The sequence below is a fragment of the Rhodovastum atsumiense genome (assembly GCF_937425535.1).
Lineage (GTDB): Bacteria > Pseudomonadota > Alphaproteobacteria > Acetobacterales > Acetobacteraceae > Rhodovastum > Rhodovastum atsumiense.
Window position 1 is genome coordinate 5830343 of sequence record NZ_OW485601.1, and the last position, 24365, is coordinate 5854707.

Annotated in this window: 18 protein-coding genes; 9 read left to right on the forward strand and 9 right to left on the reverse strand. The window is 69.3% G+C overall.

Annotated features, from left to right (window positions below; translation table 11 throughout):
- Positions 1-7: 7 nt before the first annotated feature.
- Positions 8-949 carry a hydrogen peroxide-inducible genes activator gene (locus tag NBY65_RS26270; protein WP_150042231.1) on the reverse strand — a complete coding sequence of 314 codons (942 nt, stop codon included), beginning with the start codon at positions 947-949 and terminating at the stop codon, positions 8-10.
- 124 nt (positions 950-1073) lie between these two features.
- Here NBY65_RS26270 and NBY65_RS26275 point away from each other — a divergent pair, with 124 nt between their 5' ends.
- A complete protein-coding gene (locus NBY65_RS26275; RefSeq protein ID WP_150042232.1) occupies positions 1074-1649 on the forward strand; it encodes a peroxiredoxin in 576 nt (191 codons plus the stop codon).
- 119 nt (positions 1650-1768) lie between these two features.
- Positions 1769-2299, forward strand: coding sequence for a carboxymuconolactone decarboxylase family protein (locus tag NBY65_RS26280; RefSeq protein WP_150042233.1), 531 nt, complete (start codon positions 1769-1771; stop codon positions 2297-2299).
- A 489-nt stretch (positions 2300-2788) separates the two neighbouring features.
- On the opposite strand, the gene NBY65_RS26285 is transcribed toward NBY65_RS26280, so the two are convergent.
- On the reverse strand, positions 2789-3901 hold the full coding sequence (locus NBY65_RS26285) for an IS4 family transposase (protein ID WP_162530944.1): 1113 nt from the start codon (positions 3899-3901) through the stop codon (positions 2789-2791).
- A gap of 123 nt (positions 3902-4024) precedes the next feature.
- Here NBY65_RS26285 and NBY65_RS26290 point away from each other — a divergent pair, with 123 nt between their 5' ends.
- On the forward strand, positions 4025-4876 hold the full coding sequence (locus NBY65_RS26290) for an MBL fold metallo-hydrolase (protein ID WP_150043167.1): 852 nt from the start codon (positions 4025-4027) through the stop codon (positions 4874-4876).
- 6 nt (positions 4877-4882) lie between these two features.
- On the opposite strand, the gene NBY65_RS26295 is transcribed toward NBY65_RS26290, so the two are convergent.
- The 3 genes from NBY65_RS26295 to NBY65_RS26305 all read right to left on the reverse strand — a co-directional run bounded on the left by NBY65_RS26295 (position 4883) and on the right by NBY65_RS26305 (position 6985).
- A complete protein-coding gene (locus tag NBY65_RS26295; protein WP_150043168.1) occupies positions 4883-5110 on the reverse strand; it encodes a hypothetical protein in 228 nt (75 codons plus the stop codon).
- A 400-nt stretch (positions 5111-5510) separates the two neighbouring features.
- Positions 5511-5840: a hypothetical protein gene (locus NBY65_RS26300; protein WP_150043169.1), complete on the reverse strand. Its 330-nt coding sequence runs from the start codon at positions 5838-5840 to the stop codon at positions 5511-5513.
- Positions 5841-6091: 251 nt separating this feature from the next.
- The gene (locus NBY65_RS26305; RefSeq protein WP_150043170.1) at positions 6092-6985 is read right to left on the reverse strand and encodes an alpha/beta fold hydrolase; all 894 of its coding nucleotides are present in this window, start codon (positions 6983-6985) and stop codon (positions 6092-6094) included.
- 273 nt (positions 6986-7258) lie between these two features.
- Between NBY65_RS26305 and NBY65_RS26310 the strand changes: the two genes are divergently transcribed.
- The 3 genes from NBY65_RS26310 (at position 7259) to NBY65_RS26320 (ending at position 12818) form a co-directional block, all read left to right on the forward strand.
- Entirely contained in the window at positions 7259-8404 is a 1146-nt protein-coding gene (locus NBY65_RS26310) for an acyl-CoA dehydrogenase family protein (protein ID WP_150043171.1), read from the forward strand.
- Positions 8401-9294, forward strand: a complete 894-nt coding sequence (gene mmsB / locus NBY65_RS26315; RefSeq protein ID WP_150043172.1) for a 3-hydroxyisobutyrate dehydrogenase — start codon at positions 8401-8403, stop codon at positions 9292-9294. The genes NBY65_RS26310 and mmsB overlap by 4 nt, the downstream gene beginning before the upstream one ends.
- 92 nt (positions 9295-9386) lie before the next feature.
- Positions 9387-12818, forward strand: coding sequence for an indolepyruvate ferredoxin oxidoreductase family protein (locus NBY65_RS26320; protein WP_150043173.1), 3432 nt, complete (start codon positions 9387-9389; stop codon positions 12816-12818).
- A 4-nt stretch (positions 12819-12822) separates the two neighbouring features.
- On the opposite strand, the gene NBY65_RS26325 is transcribed toward NBY65_RS26320, so the two are convergent.
- On the reverse strand, positions 12823-13611 hold the full coding sequence (locus NBY65_RS26325; RefSeq protein ID WP_150043174.1) for a hypothetical protein: 789 nt from the start codon (positions 13609-13611) through the stop codon (positions 12823-12825).
- Positions 13612-13961: 350 nt separating this feature from the next.
- On the opposite strand from NBY65_RS26325, the gene NBY65_RS26330 reads away from it, so the two are divergent.
- Positions 13962-15428: a PAS domain-containing sensor histidine kinase gene (locus NBY65_RS26330; protein ID WP_150043175.1), complete on the forward strand. Its 1467-nt coding sequence runs from the start codon at positions 13962-13964 to the stop codon at positions 15426-15428.
- A gap of 94 nt (positions 15429-15522) precedes the next feature.
- Here the strand turns inward: NBY65_RS26330 and NBY65_RS26335 are convergent, their stop codons facing one another.
- Complete coding sequence (locus NBY65_RS26335; RefSeq protein WP_150043176.1) at positions 15523-17040, reverse strand: DUF294 nucleotidyltransferase-like domain-containing protein; 1518 nt, start codon at positions 17038-17040, stop codon at positions 15523-15525.
- 3 nt (positions 17041-17043) lie between these two features.
- Entirely contained in the window at positions 17044-17760 is a 717-nt protein-coding gene (locus NBY65_RS26340; protein ID WP_150043177.1) for a CBS domain-containing protein, read from the reverse strand.
- A 318-nt stretch (positions 17761-18078) separates the two neighbouring features.
- On the opposite strand from NBY65_RS26340, the gene NBY65_RS26345 reads away from it, so the two are divergent.
- Positions 18079-18945, forward strand: a complete 867-nt coding sequence (locus tag NBY65_RS26345) for a universal stress protein (RefSeq protein ID WP_150043178.1) — start codon at positions 18079-18081, stop codon at positions 18943-18945.
- Between the two features lie 29 nt (positions 18946-18974).
- Entirely contained in the window at positions 18975-20825 is a 1851-nt protein-coding gene (gene ftsH / locus NBY65_RS26350) for an ATP-dependent zinc metalloprotease FtsH (protein ID WP_150043179.1), read from the forward strand.
- Positions 20826-21033: 208 nt separating this feature from the next.
- Here the strand turns inward: ftsH and NBY65_RS26355 are convergent, their stop codons facing one another.
- Positions 21034-24162 carry a hybrid sensor histidine kinase/response regulator gene (locus NBY65_RS26355; RefSeq protein ID WP_250265744.1) on the reverse strand — a complete coding sequence of 1043 codons (3129 nt, stop codon included), beginning with the start codon at positions 24160-24162 and terminating at the stop codon, positions 21034-21036.
- Between the last annotated feature and the right edge of the window lie 203 nt (positions 24163-24365).

Genomic DNA, 24365 nt, shown 5'->3' on the forward strand with positions numbered 1-24365 from the left:
CCCGTGTTCACCCGGCCGTGACTGCCGCTTCCACCACCTGGCTGATCATCGGCGCCAGGCCACGGTATTCCCCGGCCCGTGCCGCATGTGGCCGCCAGGCCAGGCCAAGCGTCCGCCAGCCGCCGGACCCCGCCAACGGCCGCAGTTCCACCGCGGTCCCGGTCGTCACCCCCGCCTCCACCGCGATGCGCGGCAGCAGCGTCACCCCGAGTCCCCCGGCCACCATCTGCACCAGCGTGTGCAGGCTGGTCGCCACGAAGCCGTCGGGATCGGTCGGGTCGCGCGCGGGGCCTTCGCCACGGGCATAGCCGCAGACCTGCAGCGCGTGCTCGCGCATGCAATGGCCATCTTCCAGCAGCAACAGGCGCTCGTTGTGCAGCGTCGCCACCGGCACGGTGTCGCGCGCGGCCAGCGGATGGCCCGGCGGCAGCGCCGCGAGGAACTCGTCGCGCACCACCGGCAGGGTCTCGCCCCCGTCCACCGCCACCGGCAGCGCCAGCAGCAGCAGGTCGAGCCGGCCGTCGCCCAGGCGGGCCACCAGCCGATCGGTAATGTCCTCGCGCAGGAACAGTTTCAGCCGCGGATAGGCGCTGCGCAGGGCCGGCATCAGCCGCGGCAGCAGGAACGGCCCGATGGTCGGGATCACGCCGAGCCGCAGCGTGCCGCTCATCGGCGCCTGCGCCGCCGCCGCCGCTTCCACCACCGCTTCCAGCGAGGTCAGCGCCACCCGGGCGCGGGCGGTGATCTCGCGCCCGAGCGTGGTGAACACCACCCGCTTGCCGCCGTCGCGGTCGAGCAGGCGCGCATCAAGCTGGCGTTCCAGGGCCAGGATGCCGGCCGAGAGGGTGGATTGCGTCACCGCGCAGGCTTCGGCGGCCCGGCCGAAATGCTGGTGTTCGGCAAGCGCCAGAAGGTAGCGGAGTTGCTGTGGGCTGGGCAGGGGCGTCATCGATACAGTCGATAGAAACAACAAGAATTATTCATTAGCACGTAGAATGCCGCTTTGCGATATCCCCGGCTGGCCGGGGGGACGCCCCACCCCGCCGGCCCATGCAACAGACAAGGATGGCAGGATGCTCACGGTCGGCGACAAGTTCCCCTCCTTCACCCTCACCGCCGTCAAGGGCGGCCCGGATGGGTTGGGCGGGCCCGGCAAGTCCTTCACCGAGATTTCCGATCAATCCGATGTCGGCAAGTGGAAGATCGTCTTCTTCTGGCCCAAGGATTTCACCTTCGTCTGCCCGACCGAAATCGCCGCCTTCGGCAAGCTGGCGGGCGAGTTCGCGGACCGCGACGCGGTGGTCTGGGGTGTTTCCACCGACAGTGAATTCGTGCACCTGAACTGGCGCGTGCACAACGACGACATCCGTGACCTGCCGATCCCGATGCTCGCCGATATCAAGCGCGAGCTCGCGGAAGCGCTTGGCATCCTCGACAAGACCGCCGGGGTGGCGCTGCGGGCCACCTTCATCGTCGATCCCGAGGGCACCATCCAGTGGGTGGCGGTGAACGGCCTGAATGTCGGCCGCAACCCGCAGGAAGTGCTGCGTGTGCTGGACGCGTTGCAGACCGACGAGCTGTGCCCCTGCAACTGGGAGAAAGGCAAGGAGACGCTGCAGCCGCAGAAGCTGTTCGAGAAGGTGGCCTGAGCCACGGCTTCGCGATCCGTCAGGAGCGTCCCTTCCGTCACCGGGAGGGTCCTGGGGAGGGGGCATGTCCCCCTCCCCGTCTTTCCATGCCCCCATCTTTTCATGCAAGGACGACCAGGATGTCTCTCGAAGCCCTGCGCAACCAGCTTCCCGAGTATGCGAAGGACCTGAAGCTCAATCTCGGGTCGCTCGCCACCGAGCCCGTCCTTTCGGCGCAGCAGCGGGCCGGCACCTTCATCGCCAGTGCCCTGGCCTCCCGCAACGCCGAGGTCACACGCGCGTTGGTGGCGGAATTCGGCCCGCAGATCAGCCCCGAGGCGTTGACCGCTGCCAAGGCGGCCGCTGCCATCATGGGCATGAACAACGTCTATTACCGGTTCACCCATCTGGTCGGCGGCGAGTATTCGCGGCTGCCGGCCCGGCTGCGCATGAACGTCATGGCCAAGCCGGGAGTGGAAAAGGCCGATTTCGAGCTGTGGTCGCTCGCGGTGTCGGCGATCAATGGCTGCGGCATGTGCATGGAGGCGCATGAGCGCGTGGTGATAGAGGCCGGGCTCAGCCGCGAGCAAGTACAGGCGGCCGTGCGCATCGCGGCAGTGGTGCATGCGGTGGCGGCCACGCTGGACGGCGAAGCGGCCCTGAGCACCTGAAACCGGGATCCAAGGGCCTTTGGCCCTTGGTGGAGGTCCCTACGGGAGTCGCGCAATTCCGGAACGATTTGCCAGTTTTCAACCGAGCAGGATCTGGTCGAGGCGGATGAGACCATGATGCATGGTCCTGGGTCCTGGGGGTTTGTATCCGCGGGAGGTGTATCCGGACCAGCCACCGAGGCGGGCGACGATCCAGGCGAACCAGGCGAGTTGGGTTCGTCGTATGGATTGCGCAGCTTGTCTGTGCGTCCTTGCAGGATGGCGGCGATCAACGCGGGGTCCGGGGCAACGCCCCATAGGCGTTAGGATAGCGCCTGTGGGGCATAATTGACCTGCCTTTGTCGGCGTCGTGGGGGATCGGCGAGTTTGCGATGGACGCTGGCGGCGTTGGCGAGGAGCTTGAGCAGCCCGATGGCACCGAGCACGGCCTGGAGCAACGTGCGCAGGACCATTTTGGAGCTGCGCCACAAGGATGGGGCGGCGTTGGCTTCACTGAGGTCCTGAGGGGAAAAAGGCCAGGAAATCCCGGTTCACCGTGTCGCAGAGCAGCGCCAGGATGAGATGGGCATGGAGCCAAACCTGTCCGCCGGTCTGGGTGTGGGTTGGAAGGCGGTCGATGTGCAGCAGCGATTTGAGCCGCTTGAAGGCGAGTTCGATTTGCCAGCGCAGCGGGTAGGTGGTTAGCACTTCCGTGGCCGGGATCTCGCTGGGGAGGGTGGTGCCCAGGATGAGGAACTCCGCTGCGATGAGACTGCGGGGGTCGGGCGTGGTCTGCTGGCGGCTGGCTTTCTGTAACAAGCGCTTGCGATTGGCCGCGGCCTTTTCTGCGGGCAGGCGCAGCGCCACCACCCGCAACGGCAGCAGGGGGCGATCGCGGCCCGTCACAGCGTTGACGAGAACGCTGCCTACCTCGCCCGGCTGGGAAATCTGCTGCAGCAAGCGGATCAGGTCGAAGGGATCCCCTGTGTCATCGCGCAGGGGCAAGGTGTTCCAGCGCATGCGGACGATGAAATCGGCGCCCCCCTCGCCAGCCTGCTGCAGGTAGCGCGCCAGTTCGGGACCATTGCAGAAGCCACGATCGCCCAGACGGAGTTCACCCGGCACCGGAGCGCCTCGGCTGAACCGTTCGCCTTCCTTGGCATCGGTCAGTTCCAGATGCGTAAACCCGCCCGCGGCAAGGTCGTAGACCGCGTGCACCCGCCAATCGGTCCCCTTGCTGCCAGGTTGGCTGAGGCTGGTGCTGTCGACAATGCGCAGGTGTCGCCCGGCCCACAGCGGTGAGTGCGCCGACCGGCCGTGTTCCAGCTGAGACCTCACGATCGCCCGCAGAAAATCGACGGACTGATGCAACCGATCGTGCAGCGATGGGCCGCTCAGCTGGGCCACCCCCACCAACTCAGCCCAGGCCGCCGTCTCCTGGATCGACAGCCCCCCCGGACCGCGCGCCAGCGCCAACCGCAGCAAGCTCTCCGCATCCCGCACACCGCGCAGCCGGAGAAGCGCCTTCGTCTCACGCGCCAATCGCGACAGATCCAGATCGCGCGGCAACCGCGACCGAACCAAGGCCCAGTCATCCGCATGGGGAGATGCAAATGTCTGCATCTCCCTCATAAAATAAGCCAAACCCCTCAGCGCAAGAATATCCTAACGCCTATGGGGCAACGCCCCGGCGGGCCGGGTGTCGTGAATGGAACCCGTCTGGCAACGGCGCGTCTGCATACGTTGATGCGCATCCATCATCTGAATTGCGGTTCGATGTGTCCCTATGGCGGGTGGCTGTTCGACGGCACTACCCCCGGGCTCGGACCGGCGCGGTTATGCTGTCATTGCCTGCTGATCGAGGCGCCCGGTGGTCTGGTGCTGGTCGACACCGGCTTCGGCACTGCGGATGTGACCCGTCCGGTGCCCCGGCTGAGCCGTTTTTTCCTGGCGCTCGACCGGATCACGCTGGACCGGCGCGACACCGCGCTGGAGCAGGTGGCCGAACTGGGATTCCATCCTGGCGACGTGCGGCACATCGTGCTGACGCACCTGGATTTCGATCATGCCGGCGGCATCGCCGATTTCCCGCACGCGACGGTTCACGTCATGGCGGAGGAAGCCGCGGCGGCGCGGTCCCGGCGGGGCCTGCTGCGGCGGCGGCGCTACCGTCCGGCGCAGTTCCGTGCGGCCCGGTCCTGGCGCGAATATGCCATGCCGGCGGGGGAAAGCTGGTTCGGCTTTGCCTCGGTGCGGGCGCTCACCGGGTTGCCGCCCGAGATCCTGATGGTGCCGCTGCCCGGCCACTCGCCCGGGCATGCGGGGGTGGCGGTGCGCACGCAGGGGCGCTGGCTGTTGCATGCCGGCGATGCCGTGTTCCACCAGGGGGAACTGGCCGACGGCCCGTCCCCGGCACCGCTGGCGCTGGCCTATCAGTGGCTGATGCGGACCGACCGCAGGGCGTGGCGGCAGAACCGGGAGCGGCTGCGGACGCTGGTCCATGCCCAGGGCGACGCGGTGTCGGTGGTGTGCAGCCATGATTTCCATGACCTGCTGCAACGCCAGCGCGAAGCGGAAACCCTGAAGGCGGGGGCCTGAGCCGCGTCAGCGTTCCTTGCGTCCCCTCTCGGGCCAATCCCCCGAGACCGGCATGAAATCACGCTGTCGTTCGAGGTCAGCCAGTTCCACCTCCGCGGCCTGCTGCTGGCGGAGCAACGCGGCGAGTTCCTGCTCCGCCTGGCTGACCTGATCACGCAGGGCGGCGAGAGTGACATTTGCCACTTCCACCTGGACGCGCAGATCCCCCGCCTGGTCTTCCAGCCGGGTTGCCATGGAGACGCCAGCCGGTGCGACAGGCGCGGAGGCATGAGGCACCGATGCCGCTTGGGACACTGGTGCGGACCGGTCACCGGCGATGATGAGCACGCCGAGAAATGCCGTGAAGGTGCAGCCGAGGAAGGCGGCACCATAGGTCGCGGCGCGCAGCAGCAGGCGCCGTCGATGCGCGGCGATGCGGGGGAATGGGGCTCGTCGGCTTGGCGCGCCCGAAAGGCTTGATTCACGCGCAATCAACATTCTGTCCATGCATGGTGATGCCGGATGGCATCAGGCGAAATCCATGCACGACAAATATCGCAATCGCAAAATAAGATCAAAACTGAAATTAAATCGAATAGATTGAAAATTAATCCAAATTGTTCACCTTATGCGTTTTGTACGGCAGCCAACAGGGTCAGTTCTGCCCGGATTTTGTCCTGAAGACCCCGAAAGGCGGAATGTTGGGTTGGGAAGTTCCCCCGGACTCATTGGTTCCACCCGGGGCGGCCACGCCGGCAGGTGGCTGTGGCGTCGACACCGGCACGCCGATTTCCGAAGCGAACGAATAGGGCGCAGCCCTGTCCAGGCCGCCCCGCGGGTCCATCGCGGGGCGATGCGCGGAAGAGATGCCAGAAGATGTATTGGTGCCGACACCGCCAAAAACCATGTCGACTTGCTCTTCATTCAATTTGAGAAGGTTGTTGATGAGAGATAGTTGAGCAAAGTTCAAGGTAGAATTCTTCATGTGATTCCTCCGTGCTTTGGTGAGCGTATCATTTTTTTTACTATTTGCCACTTACAATCAATGCACAACGGAGCAAAGCAAACATATTTTGTTGTAGTCGATCCGCACAATGCAGACATTCACACGAATTACCGCAGGCTACACTAGCTTATTGGGATCCATGACGCATGGGATAACCGTGCCGCACCTTGTTCTCACAGGCCCGGATCGTTCAACGACCCGGGCCCGCAGAGTAAGGCGTGCCGCCGGCGTCAGGCGGCGGATGAGGCCGGTGCGGCGGCACCGTGGCGGTCGAGGAAGCCGGTGATGGCGCCGATCATCGCTGCCGGCGCGTCGACCCGGACCGAGTGGCTGCTGTCCTCGAAGATATGCAGTTCCGATCCGGGAAGCAGCCGGTGGATTTCCTCGGAGAATTCCGGCGGGCAGATCCAGTCGTGCCGTCCGGCCAGGATCAGCGTCGGCGCGGTGATGCGGGCGAGTTCGGGTCGCAGGTCGTAGGTTTCCATCCAGCCCCCCGGCGCGAAGGCGCGGTTCAGGGCGGCGGGGGCGAGGATGCCGCGATTGCGGGTGCGGGATGCCGCCGCCGCATCGTATTTCAGCGAATAGAGCGGCCCCATGACATCATAGAAATCACGCAGCTTCGCCTCGGTATCGAGTTCGCCTTTCCACAGCATGTCCGCCATGCGCTGCTGCGCCGGCGTGCCGCGCGCGGCCACGATCTCGGCGGCGCGCGGGCGGAACCCCCCGTGGGCTGCGGTGACGATCAGCACCAGATGTGACACGGCCTCCGGGTAACGGGCCGCGTGGGCCATGGCGACCATGCCGCCGTAGCTGGTGCCGATCGAGACGATCGGGCCAAGCCCGAGATGCCGGCGCAGCGCCTCCATGTCCTCCACGTTCTCGTCGAGTGTGTAGCGGGCCGGGTCGCCGGTGGCGGAGCGCCCCTGGCCGCGATGGTCGAAATAGACCAGCTGCATGCGCGCGGCGAGCGGGGTGAAGGCGGGCTTGAAGCCGGAATGGTCGCTGCCGGGACCGCCATGGATCAGGAAGCCGACCGGGCGCTCGACCATGCGGTCGCCCTCGGGGACCAGCCCCATGCCTTCGATGTCAAAATAGAGTTCGGTGTCGCGGATACGGGCGCGCATGGAGATTCCTCGGGTCGTAGGGGGCGATGATGCGGCCGGGAGCACGGGCTGCAAAGCGCGCCGGTCGCGCCTCTGCCGCGAACCGCCCTCGGGTCGGGAAACCGCTGCGTCAGGCCACGCGACGGAAGGAATGCGGCAGGGCCGGGCGGGTCTTGCCGGGATTGCCGCGGGGGGACCAATCTGGCCGCAACGCAGACCCGCACGGGCAGGGAGGAGCAGGATGCGATCGGTGGGAACGACGCGGCGCGGGCGCATGGGCGGGGGCCCAAGGCCATGGATTTCGGGCTGACCCCGGAGCAGGTCGCCTTCCAGGAGACCGCGCGGGACTTCGCCCGCGAGCGGCTGCTGCCGCAGGCGGGCGACTGGGACGAGGCGCACCATTTCCCGGCCGAGGCCCTGCGTGAGGCGGCCTCGCTCGGCTTTGCCGGCATCTATGTGCCGGAAGCGGCCGGCGGCACCGGATTGTCGCGGCTGGATGCCGCGATCATCTTCGAGGAACTGGCCGCGGCCGATCCCTCCACCGCAGCGTTCCTGTCCATCCACAACATGGTGGCCTGGATGATCGCGCGCTTCGGCGACGCGGCGCAGCAGGAGCGCTTCCTGCCGGACCTGCTGAGCGGCGCGCAGTTTGCCAGCTACTGCCTGACCGAGCCCGGCTGCGGCAGCGACGCCGCCGCGCTGCGCACGCGCGCTGACCGGGAAGGCACCGCGCAGTACCGGCTGAACGGATCGAAGGCGTTCATCTCCGGGGGCGGCGTGTCCGGGCTGTACGCGACCATGGTGCGCACCGGCGGCGAAGGACCGCGCGGCATTTCCTGCGTGCTGGTGGAAAAGGGCCGGCCGGGGCTGTTGTTCGGCAAGCCGGAGAAGAAGCTGGGCTGGAACAGCCAGCCGACCACCATGGTGACCTTCGCCGATTGCCTGATCCCGGTGGAGAACCGGCTGGGCGCGGAAGGCGATGGGTTCCGGTTCGCGATGATGGGGCTGGATGGCGGGCGCATCAACATCGCCGCCTGCAGCCTGGGCGGGGCACGCGCCTGCCTGGAAGCGGCGACCGCCTATGTGCAGCAGCGCCGGGCCTTCGGCCAGGCGCTGGCCGAGTTCCAGGGGCTGCAGTTCCGGCTGGCGGACATGGCGACCGAGCTGGAGGCGGCGCGGCTGATGGTGCATCGCGCCGCGGCTGCGCTCGATGCCGGGGCGGCGGACGCGACGCTGCGCTGCGCCATGGCCAAGCGCTTCGCCACCGATGCCTGCTTCCGCATCTGCGACGAGGCGCTGCAACTGCATGGCGGCTACGGCTACATCCGCGAGACGCAGGTCGAGCGCTACCTGCGGGACCTGCGCGTGCACCGCATCCTGGAAGGCACCAACGAGATCATGCGCGTGATCATCGCGCGCAAGCTGCTGGAGGGATCATGAGGATCGCGTTCATCGGCCTGGGCAACATGGGCCAGCCCATGGCGGCGAATCTGGTCAGGGCCGGGCATGACGTGGCCGGCTGCGACATCGCCGCGGCCAATGTGGAAAAGCACGTGGCCCAGGGCGGCCGCGCCGCGGCGACCATCGAGGCGGCGGTGGACGGGGCCGAGGCGGTGATCACCATGCTGCCGGCCGGGCGCCACGTCGCCGAGGTGGTACCGCGCGTGCTGCGGGCGGCGGTGGGATCGCCGCTGCTGATCGACAGCAGCACCATCGACGTCGCCACCACGCGGGAGATGGCGCGACAGGCCCAGGCGCGGGGGATCGAGATACTCGATGCCCCGGTCTCGGGCGGGGTGCGCGGGGCGATCGCCGGCACGCTGACCTTCATGGTAGGTGGCGGCGAGGCGGCATTCGCCCGGGGCCGGACGCTGCTGCAGGCCATGGGCAAGACCGTCGTGCATACCGGCGGGCCGGGCGCGGGGCAGGCGGCGAAGATCTGCAACAACATGATCCTCGGCATCTCGATGATCGCGGTGTCGGAAGCCTTCGTGCTGGCCGACCGGCTGGGACTCGATCGGCAAAAACTGTTCGAGGTGGCATCGACCTCCTCGGGCCAGTGCTGGGCGCTCACGTCCTATTGCCCGGTTCCCGGGCCGGTGCCGTCCTCCCCGGCCAACAGTGGCTACCTGCCGGGCTTCGCCGTGCCGCTGATGCTCAAGGACCTGGCGCTGGCGCAGGAGGCGGCGGAGGCCGGCGGCGCGGCCACGCCGCTCGGGGCCCATGCGGCGCGGATCTACGCGGCCCTGATGGAGGCGGGATACGGCGACCGCGACTTCTCGGTCACCTACGAGTATCTCGCGGAGCTGATGCGCGCGGACGCGCCGTGAGGCCATGCGGCTGGATGGGATGCGGCGGTCATCCTATCTAGCGGACCTGGCCATCTGGCCGATCCGGCGCAGGGGCGCCCGGGCGGGGGACGATGAAGCACGCGGCAGTCACGCTGGACGACAAATGGCAGACCGGCGCGAGCCGCGTGTACCTCACGGCCACCCAGGCGCTGGTGCGGCTGCCGCTGCTACAGCGTCAGCGCGATCTTGCCGCGGGGCTGAACACCGCGGGCTACGTGTCCGGCTATCGCGGCTCGCCGCTCGGGCAGGTCGATATCCAGATGTGGGCGGCCCGTCCGCATACCGAGGCACATCACATCGTCTTCCGCCCCGGCGTGAACGAGGAACTGGCCGCCACCGCCATCTGGGGCAGCCAGCAGGTGCCGCTGCTGCGGGGCGCCCGCTATGACGGGGTGTTCGCTTATTGGTACGGCAAGGGCCCGGGGGTGGACCGCTCTGGCGACGTGTTCCGCCATGCCAATTACGCCGGCACGGCCCGCACCGGCGGGGTGCTGCTGATCGCCGGCGACGACCATGGCTGCAAATCCTCGACGGTGCCGCACCAGAGCGAGCCCGCCTTCGTCGCCGCCGGCTGCCCGGTGCTGGTGCCGGCCGACCTGCGCGACCTGCTGGAGCTGGGGTTGCACGGCTGGGCGATGTCGCGCTGGTCCGGGCGCTATGTCGGCTTCAAGACGGTGGCCGAGGTGATGGACAGCTCGGCCAGCGTCGCCTTCGACCTCGCCGGCTTCGCCGCGCGCGACCCGGACGGGCCGCATCCGAATGCCGGCATCCGCCTGCCCGACGCGCCGATCGAGCAGGAGGCGCGGGTGTTCGCGGTCGGGCTGCCGGCGGCGCAGGCCTATGCACGGGCGAACCGGCTGGACCGCATCGTGCTCGATCCGCCGGCGGCGCGGCTGGGCATCGTCACCGTCGGCAAATCCTATCACGACACCCGGCAGGCGCTGGCCGAGCTGGGCCTGGAAGACGGCGCGCGGGCGGGGATCCGGCTGCTGAAGCTCGCTTTGGCCTGGCCGGTTGATCCGGAGATCGTGCGGGACTTCGCCGCCGGGCTGCAGGAGATCGTGGTCGTCGAGGAAAAGGCGCCGCTGGTCGAACAGCAGGTGCGCGACATCCTCTACGGGCAGAGCCTGCGCCCGCGCGTGCTCGGCAAGACCGACGAGGCCGGCGCCCCGCTGCTGCGGCGGCATGCCGACCTGTCCGCGGCCGATATAGCACTGGCACTGGGGCCGCGCATCGCGCGCTTCGCCGACAGCGAGACGCTGCGCCGTCGTCTCGGCTTCCTTCGCGAGCAGGACGCGCAGCCCGGCCGCGCCGCGGCGGCGTCGCGCCGGCCGTTCTTCTGCTCGGGCTGTCCGCACAACACCTCGACGCGGGTGATCGAGGGCAGCCGGGCGCTGGGCGGCATCGGCTGCCACACCCTGGCGGTCTGGATGGACCGCAGCACCGACACCTTCAGCCAGATGGGCGGCGAGGGCATGGCCTGGCTCGGCCAGGCGCCGTTCACCGAGGAGCGGCACGTCTTCGCCAACATGGGCGACGGCACCTATTTCCATTCCGGGCTGATGGCGATCCGCGCCGCTGCGGCGGCGGGGGTGAACATCACCTACAAGCTGCTGTTCAACGACGCGGTGGCGATGACCGGCGGGCAGCCCGTCGAGGGTGGCCTGACCGTGCCGCAGCTCACCCGGCAACTGGCGGCCGAGGGCGTGGTGCGCATCGTCGTGGTCACCGACGAACCGGAAAAGCATGACCAGGCCGAGGATTTCGCCCCCGAGGTGGAAATCTATCACCGCCGCGACATGGAAGAGGTGGAACGCTCGCTGCGCGACACGCCAGGCTGCACGGTGCTGATCTACGACCAGACCTGCGCGTCCGAGAAACGCCGCCGGCGCAAGCGCGGCACCCTGGCCGATCCGCCGAAGCGCGCCCTCATCAACCCCGCCGTCTGCGAGGGCTGCGGCGATTGCTCGCGGGCCTCCAACTGCCTTGCGGTGGTGCCGGTGGAAACCCCGTTCGGCACCAAGCGGACGATCGACCAGGCCTCCTGCAACAAGGATTTCTCCTGCGTCGAGGGTTTCTGCCCGAGCTTCGTCACCGTGCACGGGGCGCAGCCGGTGCCGCGCGCGCGCGTGACCCCCGAGGCATCGGACCTGCCGCAGCCGACCCTGCCAGTGCTGGACCGCCCCTGGAACATCCTGGTCACCGGCATCGGCGGCACCGGCGTCGTCACCATCGGCGCCCTGCTCGGCATGGCAGCGCATGCGGAGGGGCGGCGCGTCACCGTGCTCGACCAGATGGGCATGGCGCAGAAGGGCGGCGCGGTGACCAGCCATATCCGCATTGCCCCCGCCGATGCTGCCCTGCACGGCCTGCGGCTGGGGCGCGGCACCGCCGACCTGTTGCTGGGCTGCGACCTGGTCGTCTCCGCCGCGCGCGAGGCGCTGGCGGTGCTGCGGCCCGGCGTGTCGCGGGTGGTGCTCAATACGTTCGAGATTCCCACGGCGGATTTCGTCAGGGATGCGGATGCGCGCCTGCCGGCGGCGGATCTGCGCCGCGCAGTGATCGCGGCGGCCGGGGAGGATGCCGTCATTCAGGTGAACGCCACCACCCTGGCCACCGCCCTGGTGGGCGATGCCATTGCCGCCAACACCTTCCTGCTGGGCTTCGCCTGGCAGAAGGGGCTGGTGCCGGTCGGGCAGGAGGCGTTGCTGCACGCCATCGCGCTCAATGGCGCGGCGGTCGCGGCCAACACGGCGGCGTTCATCTGGGGGCGGGCCGCGGCGGTCGACCTGAAGCGGGTGGCCTTGGCCGCCGGCATCACGCTGCCCCCCCCTGCCCCGCCCACGCTTGATGAGATCATCGCCACGCGCGAGGCGCTGCTGACCGATTACCAGTCCCACCGCTTGGCGCGGCGCTACCTGGCGCTGGTCGATCGCGTGCGCGAGGCCGAGGAGCAGCGTTTCTCCGGGGGCACCGTGCTGACCGAGGCAGTGGCCCGCGGCTATGCCCGGGTGCTGGCGGCCAAGGACGAATGGGAAGTGGCGCGGCTTTACGTCGATCCGGCCTTCGCCGCGACGCTGGCGGCGCAGTTCGGCGAGTACGAGCGGCTGGAATTCCATCTGGCGCCGCCTTTCCTCGGGGCGCGCGACCCGCATACGGGGCATCTGCTCAAGCAGAGCTATGGCGGCTGGATGATGGGGGTTTTCCGGGTGCTCGCGGCGCTGCGCTTCCTGCGCGGCACGCTGTTCGATCCGTTCGCCCGGTCCGCCGAGCGACGGGCGGAGCGGGCGCTGATCACCGAATACGAGGAGACGATCGAGGTCATCCTGCAGGAGCTGTCACCGGCGACGCTGCCGGTCGCGGTCGCGCTGGCCTCCTTGCCGGAACGCATCCGCGGCTTCGGTCACGTGAAGGAGCGCAGCATGCACGAGGCGGCGACGGAGCGGAGCCGTCTGCTCGAACGGCTGCGTCCTCCGGCGGCATCTGCGCTGGCCGCGGCGTAATCGCTCAGCCATCGGCGAGAACGTGCAGGGCCATGAGCAACGGCTCTCCCGACACGGTGAGAATCCCCTCGAAGGCCCCGACGGCCACGGCCAGCAGCACGATGACACCGGCCAGCACCGTCAGGCCCGGCATCAGCATCCCCCTCCGCCCGTCCTGGCGCAGCGCCACCCGCCCCAGGGCTGCGGCGACGAGTGTCAGCCAGCACGCGAGCCCCCCGGCCTGCCGGTGGGGGATGGCGCTGCCGACCGCCTGTTCGACCGCCAGCCGGGCTTCGGCAAGCCCATGCATCCGGCTCTGCGCCTCGTCGATGACCGGATTGCCCGGGCCGAGGCGCAGAAGGCTGGTACCGAGCACGCCGTGCAGGGTGGTGGCATCACGGGTCTCGCCCCGCAACGCGGCGTCGAGGGAGGGGAAGGTGTCGCGGATCAGCACGGCGGTGGTTCGGAACAGCAATTCGCGCGCCTCGGTGGCGGGCGGGCCGAGCCGGCGCAGCACGCGATCGAGGTCCTGGATCTCCACGGCCAGGTGGCGCACGTCACGATCCGCGGCGACGCAGCCGGTCCGCAGCGAGATGACGCTGATGCCAAGCCCCAGCACGGCCAGCACCAGGACGAGGCCCAGGCCCCGGCGCAGCGCCTCGCGCGGTCCGGGCCAGCCGGGGGTGGCCGGAACCCGCCCGTGCGGAACCACACCGCCGAGGAGAAAGGTGATGACAGCCCCAAGCGTGGGCAGCCCGCCGGATTGCCCGGAATGTCCCCGGACAGGTTTCAGGGCAGCATGGCGGAGGAACAACGGGAGCTGGGTCCTTGCAGAAAAGCCGCAACATTTCGAAATGTAACGGCATATGAAGGCGACCTAAACGCCATGACCATAAGGGTATGTACGTATCATTGCTGCCAAGGATGGGGTGCCGACAGGCGCCCTGTCGGAAGAGAATTCACAAAACCAGTGACCTGCACTTGCCTTCGCGCCGTTTTTCACGATGCGATCACGTGTCGGGGCAATTCGACAGCGCATCAACCGATGATATTCAGGATCGCAAGAAATTGATTACCGCCGGTTGTAAAAAGCAGATGTAGTTCCGCAGGTCCTGCCGAACCTGCGACCGTCCTCGCGGTTTGGCCTGGGGGAATGGGACAGCGATGCCGATCGAGCCGACCGAAGCCATGCATGCGCGGTCAGAGGCCCTGCTTGCTGTCATCTCGACACCCGGCGGCCCGGGCGGCGAGGTGCCCGATCCCGCCGTGCTGCTGCGCATCGTCGAGCAGGCCCCCGTCGGCGTCGCCGTCCTGCGTGGGCCGGCGCATCGTCACGTCTTCGCCAATGCCGCTTACCGCGCCATCCCGGGCCTGACCGAGCCGGTGACCGGATGCACCATCGCCGAGGTCTTCCCCGGCCTGACGGCGGAAGACCTGGCGCTGCTGGAGAAGGTGCACGTCACCCGGACCGCCGTGTGCCTGCTCGCCCACCAGGCTCCCACCGGCGGCATCGGTCCACCGACTTGGTGGAACATCCAGTACCATCCGCTCGCCGATGGCGTGCTGATCATCACACAGGACGTCACGCGCGAATTGCAGACCGCCAGGGAAACCGCCGCGTTGCGCGACAGCGAGAGACGGTTGCGGCTGGCACTGGACGCCTCGGGCACCGGCGAATGGAGCATCCGGCCAGCCTCCGGCCGCTTCACCGCCTCGGCGCTGACACGCCGCCTGCACGGCCTGCCCCTCGAAGGGGCGCTCGACCTCGCCACCCTCCTGCACGCGGTGCATCCCGACGACCGCACCACCGTCGCCGGGGCGCTGGCGGTGGCAGGGCAGGACGACCCCGATACGGACGGCCGGTTCTTCGAAATCGGCTACCGCGTCAACCTGCCCTCTGGCCCATGCCGCTGGATGACGGCACGCGGACGCTGGCTGCCCGATCCGATCGGCACGGACGGCACGCTGACCGGCGTGGTCTGGGACGCCACGGCGCGGCTTCAGGCGCAGCAGCAGGTGGCGCTGGCCGAAAAGGATGCACTGATCGCAAAAAACGATCTGCTGCTCCGCGAAGTCAATCATCGCGTGAAAAATTCACTGCAGATGGTGGCCAGCCTGTTGAAGCTGCAGATCAAGCGCCAGGACGAGGCACGGGTGCGCCATGCCTTCGAGGACGCGGTGGCCCGCATGGGCGCGATCGCCCAGGTCCACGAACAACTTCATAACGGCCAGGATCCGCGCCGCATCGAATTCGGCGCCTATCTGCGCGGATTGTGCGAACAGTTCACCCGCATCGCCGGCGGCACGCTCTGCGACATCCGCACGGATTGCATCGAGATCCCGACCGATATCGCGGTGCCGCTCGGGCTGCTCGCGACCGAGCTGGTGACCAACGCGCTGAAATACGCGCAGGCCGGCCGGGAACCGGAAGTGCGGCTGCGACGCCGGCGCAACGGGGACATGATGCTCAGCGTGCGCGATTTCGGGCCGGGACTGCCCAACGACGCCAAGGGCGGCGGAGGGTTGGGGATGCGATTGATCGAATCACTGTCCCGTCAGATCGGGGCGACCACGCGCGCTCATCGCGCCCGGCCGGGGACGTGCTGGAACATCTTGCTGCCCTTGCCCTGACCGCCGCTGCCGGGGCGTTGCCCCGGACCCCACCAGGAGGCTTTGCCTCCTGGACCTCCACCAAGGGCCTGTGGCCCTTGGATCCCATTCGGTTTTAGCCCAGGCGACCGCCGAACTCCTGGGCGGCGACACGGCGCAGCGTGTCGATGCTGCGGAACAGCCGCACCAGACGCTTGCGCTCCCGCTCGCCAAGGCCGGCCAAGGCCAGGTGATTGCCGATCACACGACCGGCTTCCAGGTCGGCGAGCTGCTGGCGCGCCCGCATCGCCGTGAGGATGGCGAAATCCTCGGCCAACATGACACCGAAGCCATCGCTGACCCGCCCGGCCGCGATCAGCGCGCGCAGGCGCTCCAGCGTGCCGGTGGCGTGGATGCCATTGCGCAGCGCCAGCGTGCGGATCAGGCCGACCAGCGGCAGCGTCGCCCGCAGCTTGAGGTCGATCTCGTGATGGTGCTCGGCCCCGGGCTCGCCGAGCAACTGGCCGAACAGGCCGAGCGGCACGTCATGGCGCACATGCTCCCAGGAAAGCTGCTTGAGGTAGTTGGGCTGCTCGGCACAGACCTCCAGCACCGCATGGCGCAGCGCCTCGCCCAGCTCCACCGCCCCACCGACCGCGCGGAAATCGAGGAAGATGTCGGCCCACATCACCGATTGCAGGCTGCGCCGGTGCGCCCAGCCCGCGACCTGGGCCCGCCATTGCGAGATCGACTTCCGCCACACCGGGTTGGTCGCCATCACATGGCCACGGCAGAGCGGGAAGCCGGCGGCGGCCAGGGCCCGGGTGAAGCGCTCGGAGAACTCGATGAACCAATGGTCGACCAGGCCGTGCAGCTCGTCGGGATAATCCTCCAGGATCAGGCCATTGTCCTGGTCGGGATGCAGGAAGCTCTCGTGCCGCCCGCCCGAGCCCATCATCAGCACGGTGAAGCGGACCGGCGGCTCGCCCCAGCCGGCCTCGCCCATGGCCCGGACGATGCCCTCGGACAGCCGCGCCACCAGCGCATCGATCATGCCGCCGATGCCCGCCTGCACCGCGACCGGGTCCTGGCCGTCGCGCAGCAGCGCCGCCCACAACCCGGCCCGGTCCGCCCAACCGGGCAGGCCGACCCGGTCCACGAAGGCCGCCACCGGCGCCAGCATCGGCGTGAGCGCCGCCTCGGCGGTCAACAGCCCGTCCGGGCGCCCGTCGGCATCGACCACGCCGAGCGCCCGCCGCCCCTCCCGCCGCAGCCGCGCCGCCGCCTGGTGCAGCGGCTCGCCGGCGCCGATCAGCGCGGCCGGCCCCTGCATGACCCGCTCGACCGGGGTCGCCGGATCGACGTGGAACATCGCCTCGCGCACCAGCGTGTCGGAACAGAGCAGGCCGATGGCACGGCCGTCGGCACCGGCGACCAGACAGGCCGGCGCGTCGGAGCGGCGCAGCACCGCGATCGCGCCCCGCAGCGGCGTGCCGGCCGGCACCACCGAGGGATCGGGCATGGCGGCCTCGCCGACGCTGCGGGTCAGCCAGGACAGCAGGGCGCTCGGCGCGAAGGCCGGAATGACCCCACCCGGCGCGGGCGCCAGGGTGGGGTCCGGTGCCGGGTGGTCGGCGGAGGGCGCCTCGGCCACGCGTCAGGCCGCGAAGGAGCCGGGGAACAGCGGATAGGGTTCTTCCGACAGCACGATCATGTGGTTGCGCACCGACTTCACCCCGGGCACGCCCTGGGCGACCAGTTCGAGCGCGCGCAGCTCTTCCGGGGTCGCCACCAGACCCCACAGATGCACGACGCCGTCAGTGACCACCACGGTGTTCTCGGCGCGGCGGCTCCAGGTTTCGCGGCCCAGTTCGGTGAGCAGGGCGGCGCGGATCGAGGCATCATCGGCATGCACCGGGGCGGACGCGTCGGTCTCCTGCGAGGCGAAGGCGCGCAGCAGGTTGGAGCGGCTGACGATGCCGACCAGCTTGCCATCCTGCAGCACCGGCACCCGCTTGATACGGCGCGCCTCCATCAGGTCGGCGATGTCGCTGATTTCGGTGTCGATGGTCACGGAGACAACGTCGCGCGTCATCACGTCGCGGGCGAAGACGCCGTGGGAGCGGACGTAATCCTCGGCCAGGGTGGCGGTGCCGGTGAAGAACTCGCGCCAGCCGCCGCGCCGCTTCTGGGTGCCGAGTTCCACCCGGCGCATCAGGTCGCCTTCGCTGACCACGCCAACCAGGGCGGCATCCTCGTCGACCACGGGCACGCCGGAGATGCCCCGCGCCAGCAGCAGCTTCACCACCTGCAGGACGGGAGTGTCCGGGCCGACGGTCACGACCTCACGGGTCATCACATCGCCTGCTTTCATGGCTGCCTCCTGTCAATATTTGGCACCATAGCACGATGGGCCACCGCGGCACGGCATTGATCTGGATCAGCCGCCGCGGCAGCTCGCCCCTGTTGTATCGCCAATCGGGCGAGGCTGTCGCGCCGGCCCGGCCCGGTTCCACCCGGCCATGATCCGGACGCAGGGCAAGGCGTGCGCCCGATCTTCGCGGCACGCGGGGGTGGTCTGCCCTGGCCGGAGGAAGCGGCATCCGGGCGCGACAGCCAGGGACTTTCGTGCTTGACTTGGCGCCAGCCCGGGCCGGCACGCCGCGCGGCGCTGCCGGCGAAGGAGAGGAAGATGTACAAGTACCTCCTGGTCCCCGCCACTGGCTCCGCCACCGACGAGACCGTGTTCGAGACGGCGCTGCTCGCCGCCCGCCCCTTCTCTGCCCATCTCGAGTTCCTGCACGTGCGGGTCGACGTCACCGAGGTGGTGATTTCGATGTCGACCGGAGGTTTCGGTGGCGGCGTGGCGATGCGGGGCATGGTCGACAAGCTCGACGCGGAAGCGCGGCAGGTCGAGGCGCGTGCACGCCAGGAGGTCGGTCGGTTCTGCGAACGGCATGGCATCCCCCGTGGCACCCCGCACCCGGGCGAGGGTCTGTCCGCCGAGTTCACGGTAGAGACCGGCAGCGACGCGCAGTGGATCTCCGAATACGGCCGCTTCGCCGACCTGGTGGTGGTGGGCCACGCCCAGCCCGGGCGCGAGGTAGCGATGGAGGTGCTGGAAGCAGCGCTGATGGATACCGGGCGGCCGCTGCTGATTGCCCCGCGGAAGGTGCCGCAAACATTGCCCGGCACCGTGGTCATCGCCTGGAAGGACACGCCCGAGGCCGCTCGCGCGGTGGCCGCCGCGCTGCCGCTGATCGAGCGGGCCGAGCGCGTGGTGATCGTGACGGTGGTCGAGGGCGACGAGTCGCGCGAGCACAGCTCCGACCGGCTGCTGCGCACGCTGCGCTGGCACAATGCCAATACCTGCGTCCGCCAACTCGGGCGCGAGGGACGCCGGCCGGTGGAGGTGCTGCTGGCCGAGGCCGGACAATTGCAGGCGAGCCTGATCGTGATGGGGGGCTACAGCCACAGCCGCCTGCGCGAAGTGGTGTTCGGCGGCTTCACCCGCCACATCCTCTCCGGCATCGACGTGCCGGTGCTGATGGCGCACTGAACTCCCCCCCACGGCGCCGGATCGGTCGCATGCAGAAGCTGCCTTTCGTCCAGATGCTGTGGATGGCGGCCATCGTGATGCTGTCGCTCGGCCTGGTCGGTCAGTTCGGGCTGGGGGCGGTCACCGAGCCGATTCCCTACAGCCGGTTCGAGCAACTGCTCGCAGACGGCAAGGTGGCGAAGGTCACGGTGGCCGGCGACACGATCCGCGGGGAGCTGCGCGAGAAGCTGCCCAACGGTGCCACCAGCTTCACCACCCAGCGGGTGCCGGTGGACATCGCCGCTGAGCTGTCGAAGCACGGCGTCGAGCAATACAACGGGGCGCCCGGCATGGGGCCGGTCGCGACGGCGCTGTCGTGGATCATGCCGCCGCTGCTGTTCGTGGGGGTCTGGCTCGCCGCCTCCCGGTTTCTCGCGGGCGGGCGCGGCGGCGGCGGCATGCTCGGCGGCGGGCTGCTCTCGGTCGGGCGCAGCCGCGCCAAGCTGATCGCCGAGACCGATGTGAAGACCTCCTTCGACGATGTCGCCGGCGTCGACGAGGCCAAGGAGGAACTGCGGGAGATCGTCGATTTCCTGCGCCGGCCGGAGGAATTCACCCGCCTCGGCGCGCACATGCCGCGCGGCGTGCTGCTGGTCGGGCCGCCGGGCACCGGCAAGACGCTGCTGGCGCGTGCGGTGGCCGGCGAAGCCGGGGTCGCCTTCTTCTCCACCAACGGCGCCGAATTCGTCGAGATGTTCGTGGGCGTCGGCGCCGCGCGCGTGCGTGACCTGTTCGAGCAGGCGCGCGAGAGTGCTCCCTGCATCATCTTCATCGACGAGCTGGATGCGCTCGGGCGGGCCCGGCATGCCTCGCCGATCACCGGGCAGGACGAGAAGGAGCAGACGCTCAATCAGTTGCTGGCGGAGATGGACGGGTTCGACCGGGCGGTGGCGATCGTCATCCTGGCGGCGACCAACCGCCCGGAGATCCTCGACCCCGCCTTGCTGCGCGCTGGCCGCTTCGACCGGCAGGTACTGGTGGACCGGCCGGAGAAGAAGGGGCGCATCGACATCCTGAAGGTCCACCTCAAGGGCCTGGCCCTGGCGCATGACGTCGACCTTACGGAGCTGGCGGCGTTGACCCCGGGCTTCACCGGGGCGGACCTGGCCAATCTCGCGAACGAGGCAGCGGTGCATGCCACGCGGCGCGGCGCCGATGCCATCGGCATGGGGGATTTCACCGCGGCGGTGGAGCGCATCATCGCCGGGCTGGAAAAGCGCTCGCGCGTGCTGATCCCGCGCGAGCGGCGCACCGTCGCCTTTCACGAGATGGGGCATGCCCTGGTGGCACTGGCCCTTCCCGGGGCGGATCCGGTGAGCAAGGTCTCGATCATCCCGCGCGGCATCGGCGCGCTCGGCTACACCCTGGCACGCCCCACCGAGGACCGTTTCCTGATGGGCCGCGCGGAACTGGAGGCGAAGCTTGCGGTGCTGATGGGGGGGCGGGCCGCGGAGATGCTGACCGGGCCGGACATCTCGACCGGCGCGGCCGACGACCTCGCCAAGGCGACCGACATCGCCCGTGGCATGGTGCTGCGCTTCGGCATGGACGCGAAGCTGGGCCCGGTTGCCTGGGACACCGAGGAGGGTCGTTTCCTCGACCAGCCCGGTGCCTTCTGGCGTCCCCGCCGGTTCTCCGAACAGACCGCAAGGGAGATCGACCAGGCGGTGCAGGCGACCTTGGAGCGCGCGCTCGATCGGGCGCTCGCGGTGTTGCGGCGCAACCGCACGAAGCTGGATGAAGGGGCGGAGAGCCTGCTCGCGCACGAGACGCTGGGCGCCGAGGAGCTGCCGCAACCGGTGCCCGAAGGTGGCGGCGAGGTCCGCCTCGCGGAAGGATAAGCCGCGCAGTGGTAGGGCGGACGCAGTCCGCCAACGCGGGTCGGCCAGCTCGCGGTGCCTTGCAATGGCGGATTGCGCTTCGCTGATCCGCCCTACTCCTGCTGTGCCGCGCAGCGCGAATGGGTTCCAGGGGCCTTGTGGCCGTCGCGCGCAAGCGTGCCTGCGCACGACGCCGGGTCCGGGGCAGCGCCCTGGCCTTGCTTTTCTTTCAGTTCAAAGCTGTCAATTCCGCCACCACGCTGGTCAGTTCGTGGGCGCGGCAGGGTTTGCGCAGCAGGCGGAAATGGCGTGTGGCAGTACCGCCGAGTTCGGCATCCGCGCCGTCCCCGGCGTAGCCGGTCAGCAGCACGCAGGGCAGTTCGGGGCGTGCTTCCCGGGCCGCGCGGATCAAGGCGAGTCCGTCCATCTCCGGCATGGCCAGGTCGGTCACCATGACCTCGACCGGCATGCGCGCGAGCAATTCCAGGGCGGCCTTGGCGCCGGGCGCGACCTGCACGGCGAAGCCGGCGTCTTCCAGCGCGTCGGTGACGGTCATGCGCACCAGTTCGTCGTCATCGACCACCAGCACCCGGCGTGGTGCCGCGTCGTCCGAGGCGGTGGCGGGGCCGGGCCGTGCGGTCGTGCCGGCATCGGTGGCAGCGAGGGCCTGTGGCAGCCACAGCGTGACGGAGGTGCCGCGCCCCGGGGTGCTGTCGATCGCCATGCGCCCGCCCGATTGTTCGGCGAAGCCGCGGGCCATGGCCAGGCCAAGTCCGGTGCCCTGCCCGCGCGGCTTGGTGCTGAAGAACGGTTCCTCGGCATGGGCGAGCGTCCTGGCGTCCATGCCGGTGCCGGTATCGGTGACGCAGAGGCGGATTTCCGGCGGCGAGGCGGCGCCGGGATCGGTGGCCGCGGCGAAACGGATGATGCCGCCGTCCGGCATGGCGTCGCGGGCATTGGCCACGAGGTTGACCAGCACGGTCTCAAGCTGCCCCGGATCGGCCAGCACCGGCGGCAGTCCCGGTTCCACCACGACGTCGATCCGGAAGCCCGGCCCGAGCCGGTGCACCAGCATCGCGCGCAGTTCCTCGAACAGGGCGGCGACATCCACCGGGGCGGCCTGCAGTTCGTCGCTGCGGGCGAAGGCGAGCAGGCGTCGGGCGATCGCCCCGGCACGGGTGGCGGAGCGTTGCACCAGTTCCACCTGCTGGCGCACCATGGCAGCGTCGCCGGGATGGCGGGCGATGGTGTCGGCGGCGCCGGCGATCGCCTGCAGCACGTTGTTGAAATCATGGGCAATGCCCCCGGCGAGCTGGCCGAGCGCCGACAGCCGTTCGGTGTGGGCGAGCCGGGCCTGCACGTTGCGCCATTCGGTGATGTCGCGGCCCTCGGCGATCAGGGTCAGGACCTGCCCCGTCTGCGGGTCGTGCAGCGGCTTGAGCGAGAAATCCACGTCGAGCATGCCGCCGTCACCGCCGCGCAGTTCCACCTCGTGGTGCACGAGCGTGCCGGAGGCCGCGGCGGCAATCGCCTCGCGCAACCAGGGCCGGGTGGAGTCGGGCCACCAGGGGGTTTCCCAGAACGGACGGCCGATCACATCCCCGATCCGCAATCCGCCCGCTTCCAGCGCTGCCCGGTTCGCTTCCAGCACGCGGCCGTCGGGGGAAAGCAGCAGGGTGAACTGGAACTGGGCGTCGAAGATGGCACGGAAACGGGCCTCGGTCTGGCCCAGGGCGACGGCGCTGGCGTGCACTTTCCGCGCCAGCGCCTCGCGCGCGGCGACCGCGTCGGTGACATCGGTGGCAATGCCGATCCAGCTTGTGACCACGCCGTCGGGGTCGCGATGCGGCACGCCGCGCACGCTGAACCAGCGCCAGCATCCGTCGGCACGGCGCAGGCGATATTCCAGCCGGTAGGGACGCTGGGCGCGGATCGCGGCGGCACGGGCGACGATGACGCGCGGATGATCGTCCGGGTGCATCGTCTGCAGCCAGGCCTCGCCCTGCAGCGCGGCAGGCACCAGGCCGGTCAGCTCGGCGAGGTAGCGGCTGGTGAAGACGGTGCGGCCGGTCGCGTCGCTGATGAAGACGATGCCCGGCACCGTGTCGGCCAGCGTGCGGAACTGCGCCTCGCTGGCGCGCAACGCCTGTTCGGCGTGTTTGCGATCGGTGATTTCCTCGGCGGTGACGCTGTAGCCGGCGACCGTGCCGGTGGCGTCGTGATGGGGAAACCAGTTCACCAGCCAGGTGCGGACGACGCCGGGCTGGGCCGGGGTTTCGCCGTTGATCTCCAGGCTGCGGGCCGGCTCCCCGGTGTCGGTGACGCGGGTGAGCAGGGCCTCGATGGCAGGGGCGAGGTCGGGAACGATCTCATCGATGTGCCGGCCAAGATGGGCGGATTCCGGCACGCCGTTGATCTCGGCCATGCGCGCGTTGATGCGCTGGTAGCGCAGGCCGACATCGAGCACGCACAGCCCGACCGGCGCGGCGGCGTAGGTCGCCTCCAGCTCCTCCAGCCGCTCGCGCGCCAGGTCCTCGGCACGGTGACGGGCGGTGACGTCGAAGCAGGCGGCGACGAGGCGGTGGCCCTTGCCGGGCGGCGGCGGCTCGGCCTCGCCGTGGATGGCCATCCAGAGGATGCCGCCATCGACCGCGAGCAGGCGGATCTCGGTATCGATCGATCCACCGCTGAGGGCCAGGCGGCCGAGCGTGGCCGCCAGGGGGGAGCGGTCGGCGGGATGCACGCGGCGCAGCAGGGTCGCCAGGTCGCGCCGGTCGCCGGAACGCAATCCCCACAGCTCGGCGAACTTGCCCGAAACCGCCGCCTCCGCCAGCGGATCGCCGAGATCGAGTTCGATGGCGGCGAGCCGGGCGGCGCGTTCCAGGCGGCGCAACCGCCTTTCGCTCTGGCGCAGGGCTTCCAGCTCTTCCTGCTCGGAGGTGACGTCGCGGCCGATCCCGACCATGCGGACCGGGCGCCCCGCCTCGTCGCGCACCACCACGCCGCGGCTCGCGGTCCAGCGCATCGTGCCGTCCGGGCGGCGCAGGCGGAACCGGATGTCGTAGGAGGCGCGGCCGGCGATCGCCTGGTCCATCGCCGCCTGCACCCGGTCGCGGTCATGCGGGTGAACCTGGGCGAGAAAGCCCTGGATGCTGTCGCGGAAACCGCCTTCCGGCAGGGCGAGCGCACTGGCGAGTGCATCGGACCAGATGATGCTGCCGCTGTCGATGTCCCAGTCCAACACGGACAGCTCGCCCCCCTCCAGGGCGAGGCGCATGCGTTCTTCCTTGGCAACGAGGATTGCGAGAGTAATATTGGCCTCGTCGCGCGTGGCGTTCGGCGGACAGACCCGGGACATCGGTTTCGCTCAATTCAATATTGCACGCTATTCGAGCGGACCAGCCAATGTTAGTCACGAGATCGTGCGAAAGACCTTAGTCCAGAACCAAAAACCACCACCTGGAACGGCGCGCGCGACTTTCTGTTGTATCTCTGATCTAGGCACTTCTTGCCGGTTGCAGCGCCGGGGAAGCGGCAATCCCCGGTCCATCCCTGCCGCCC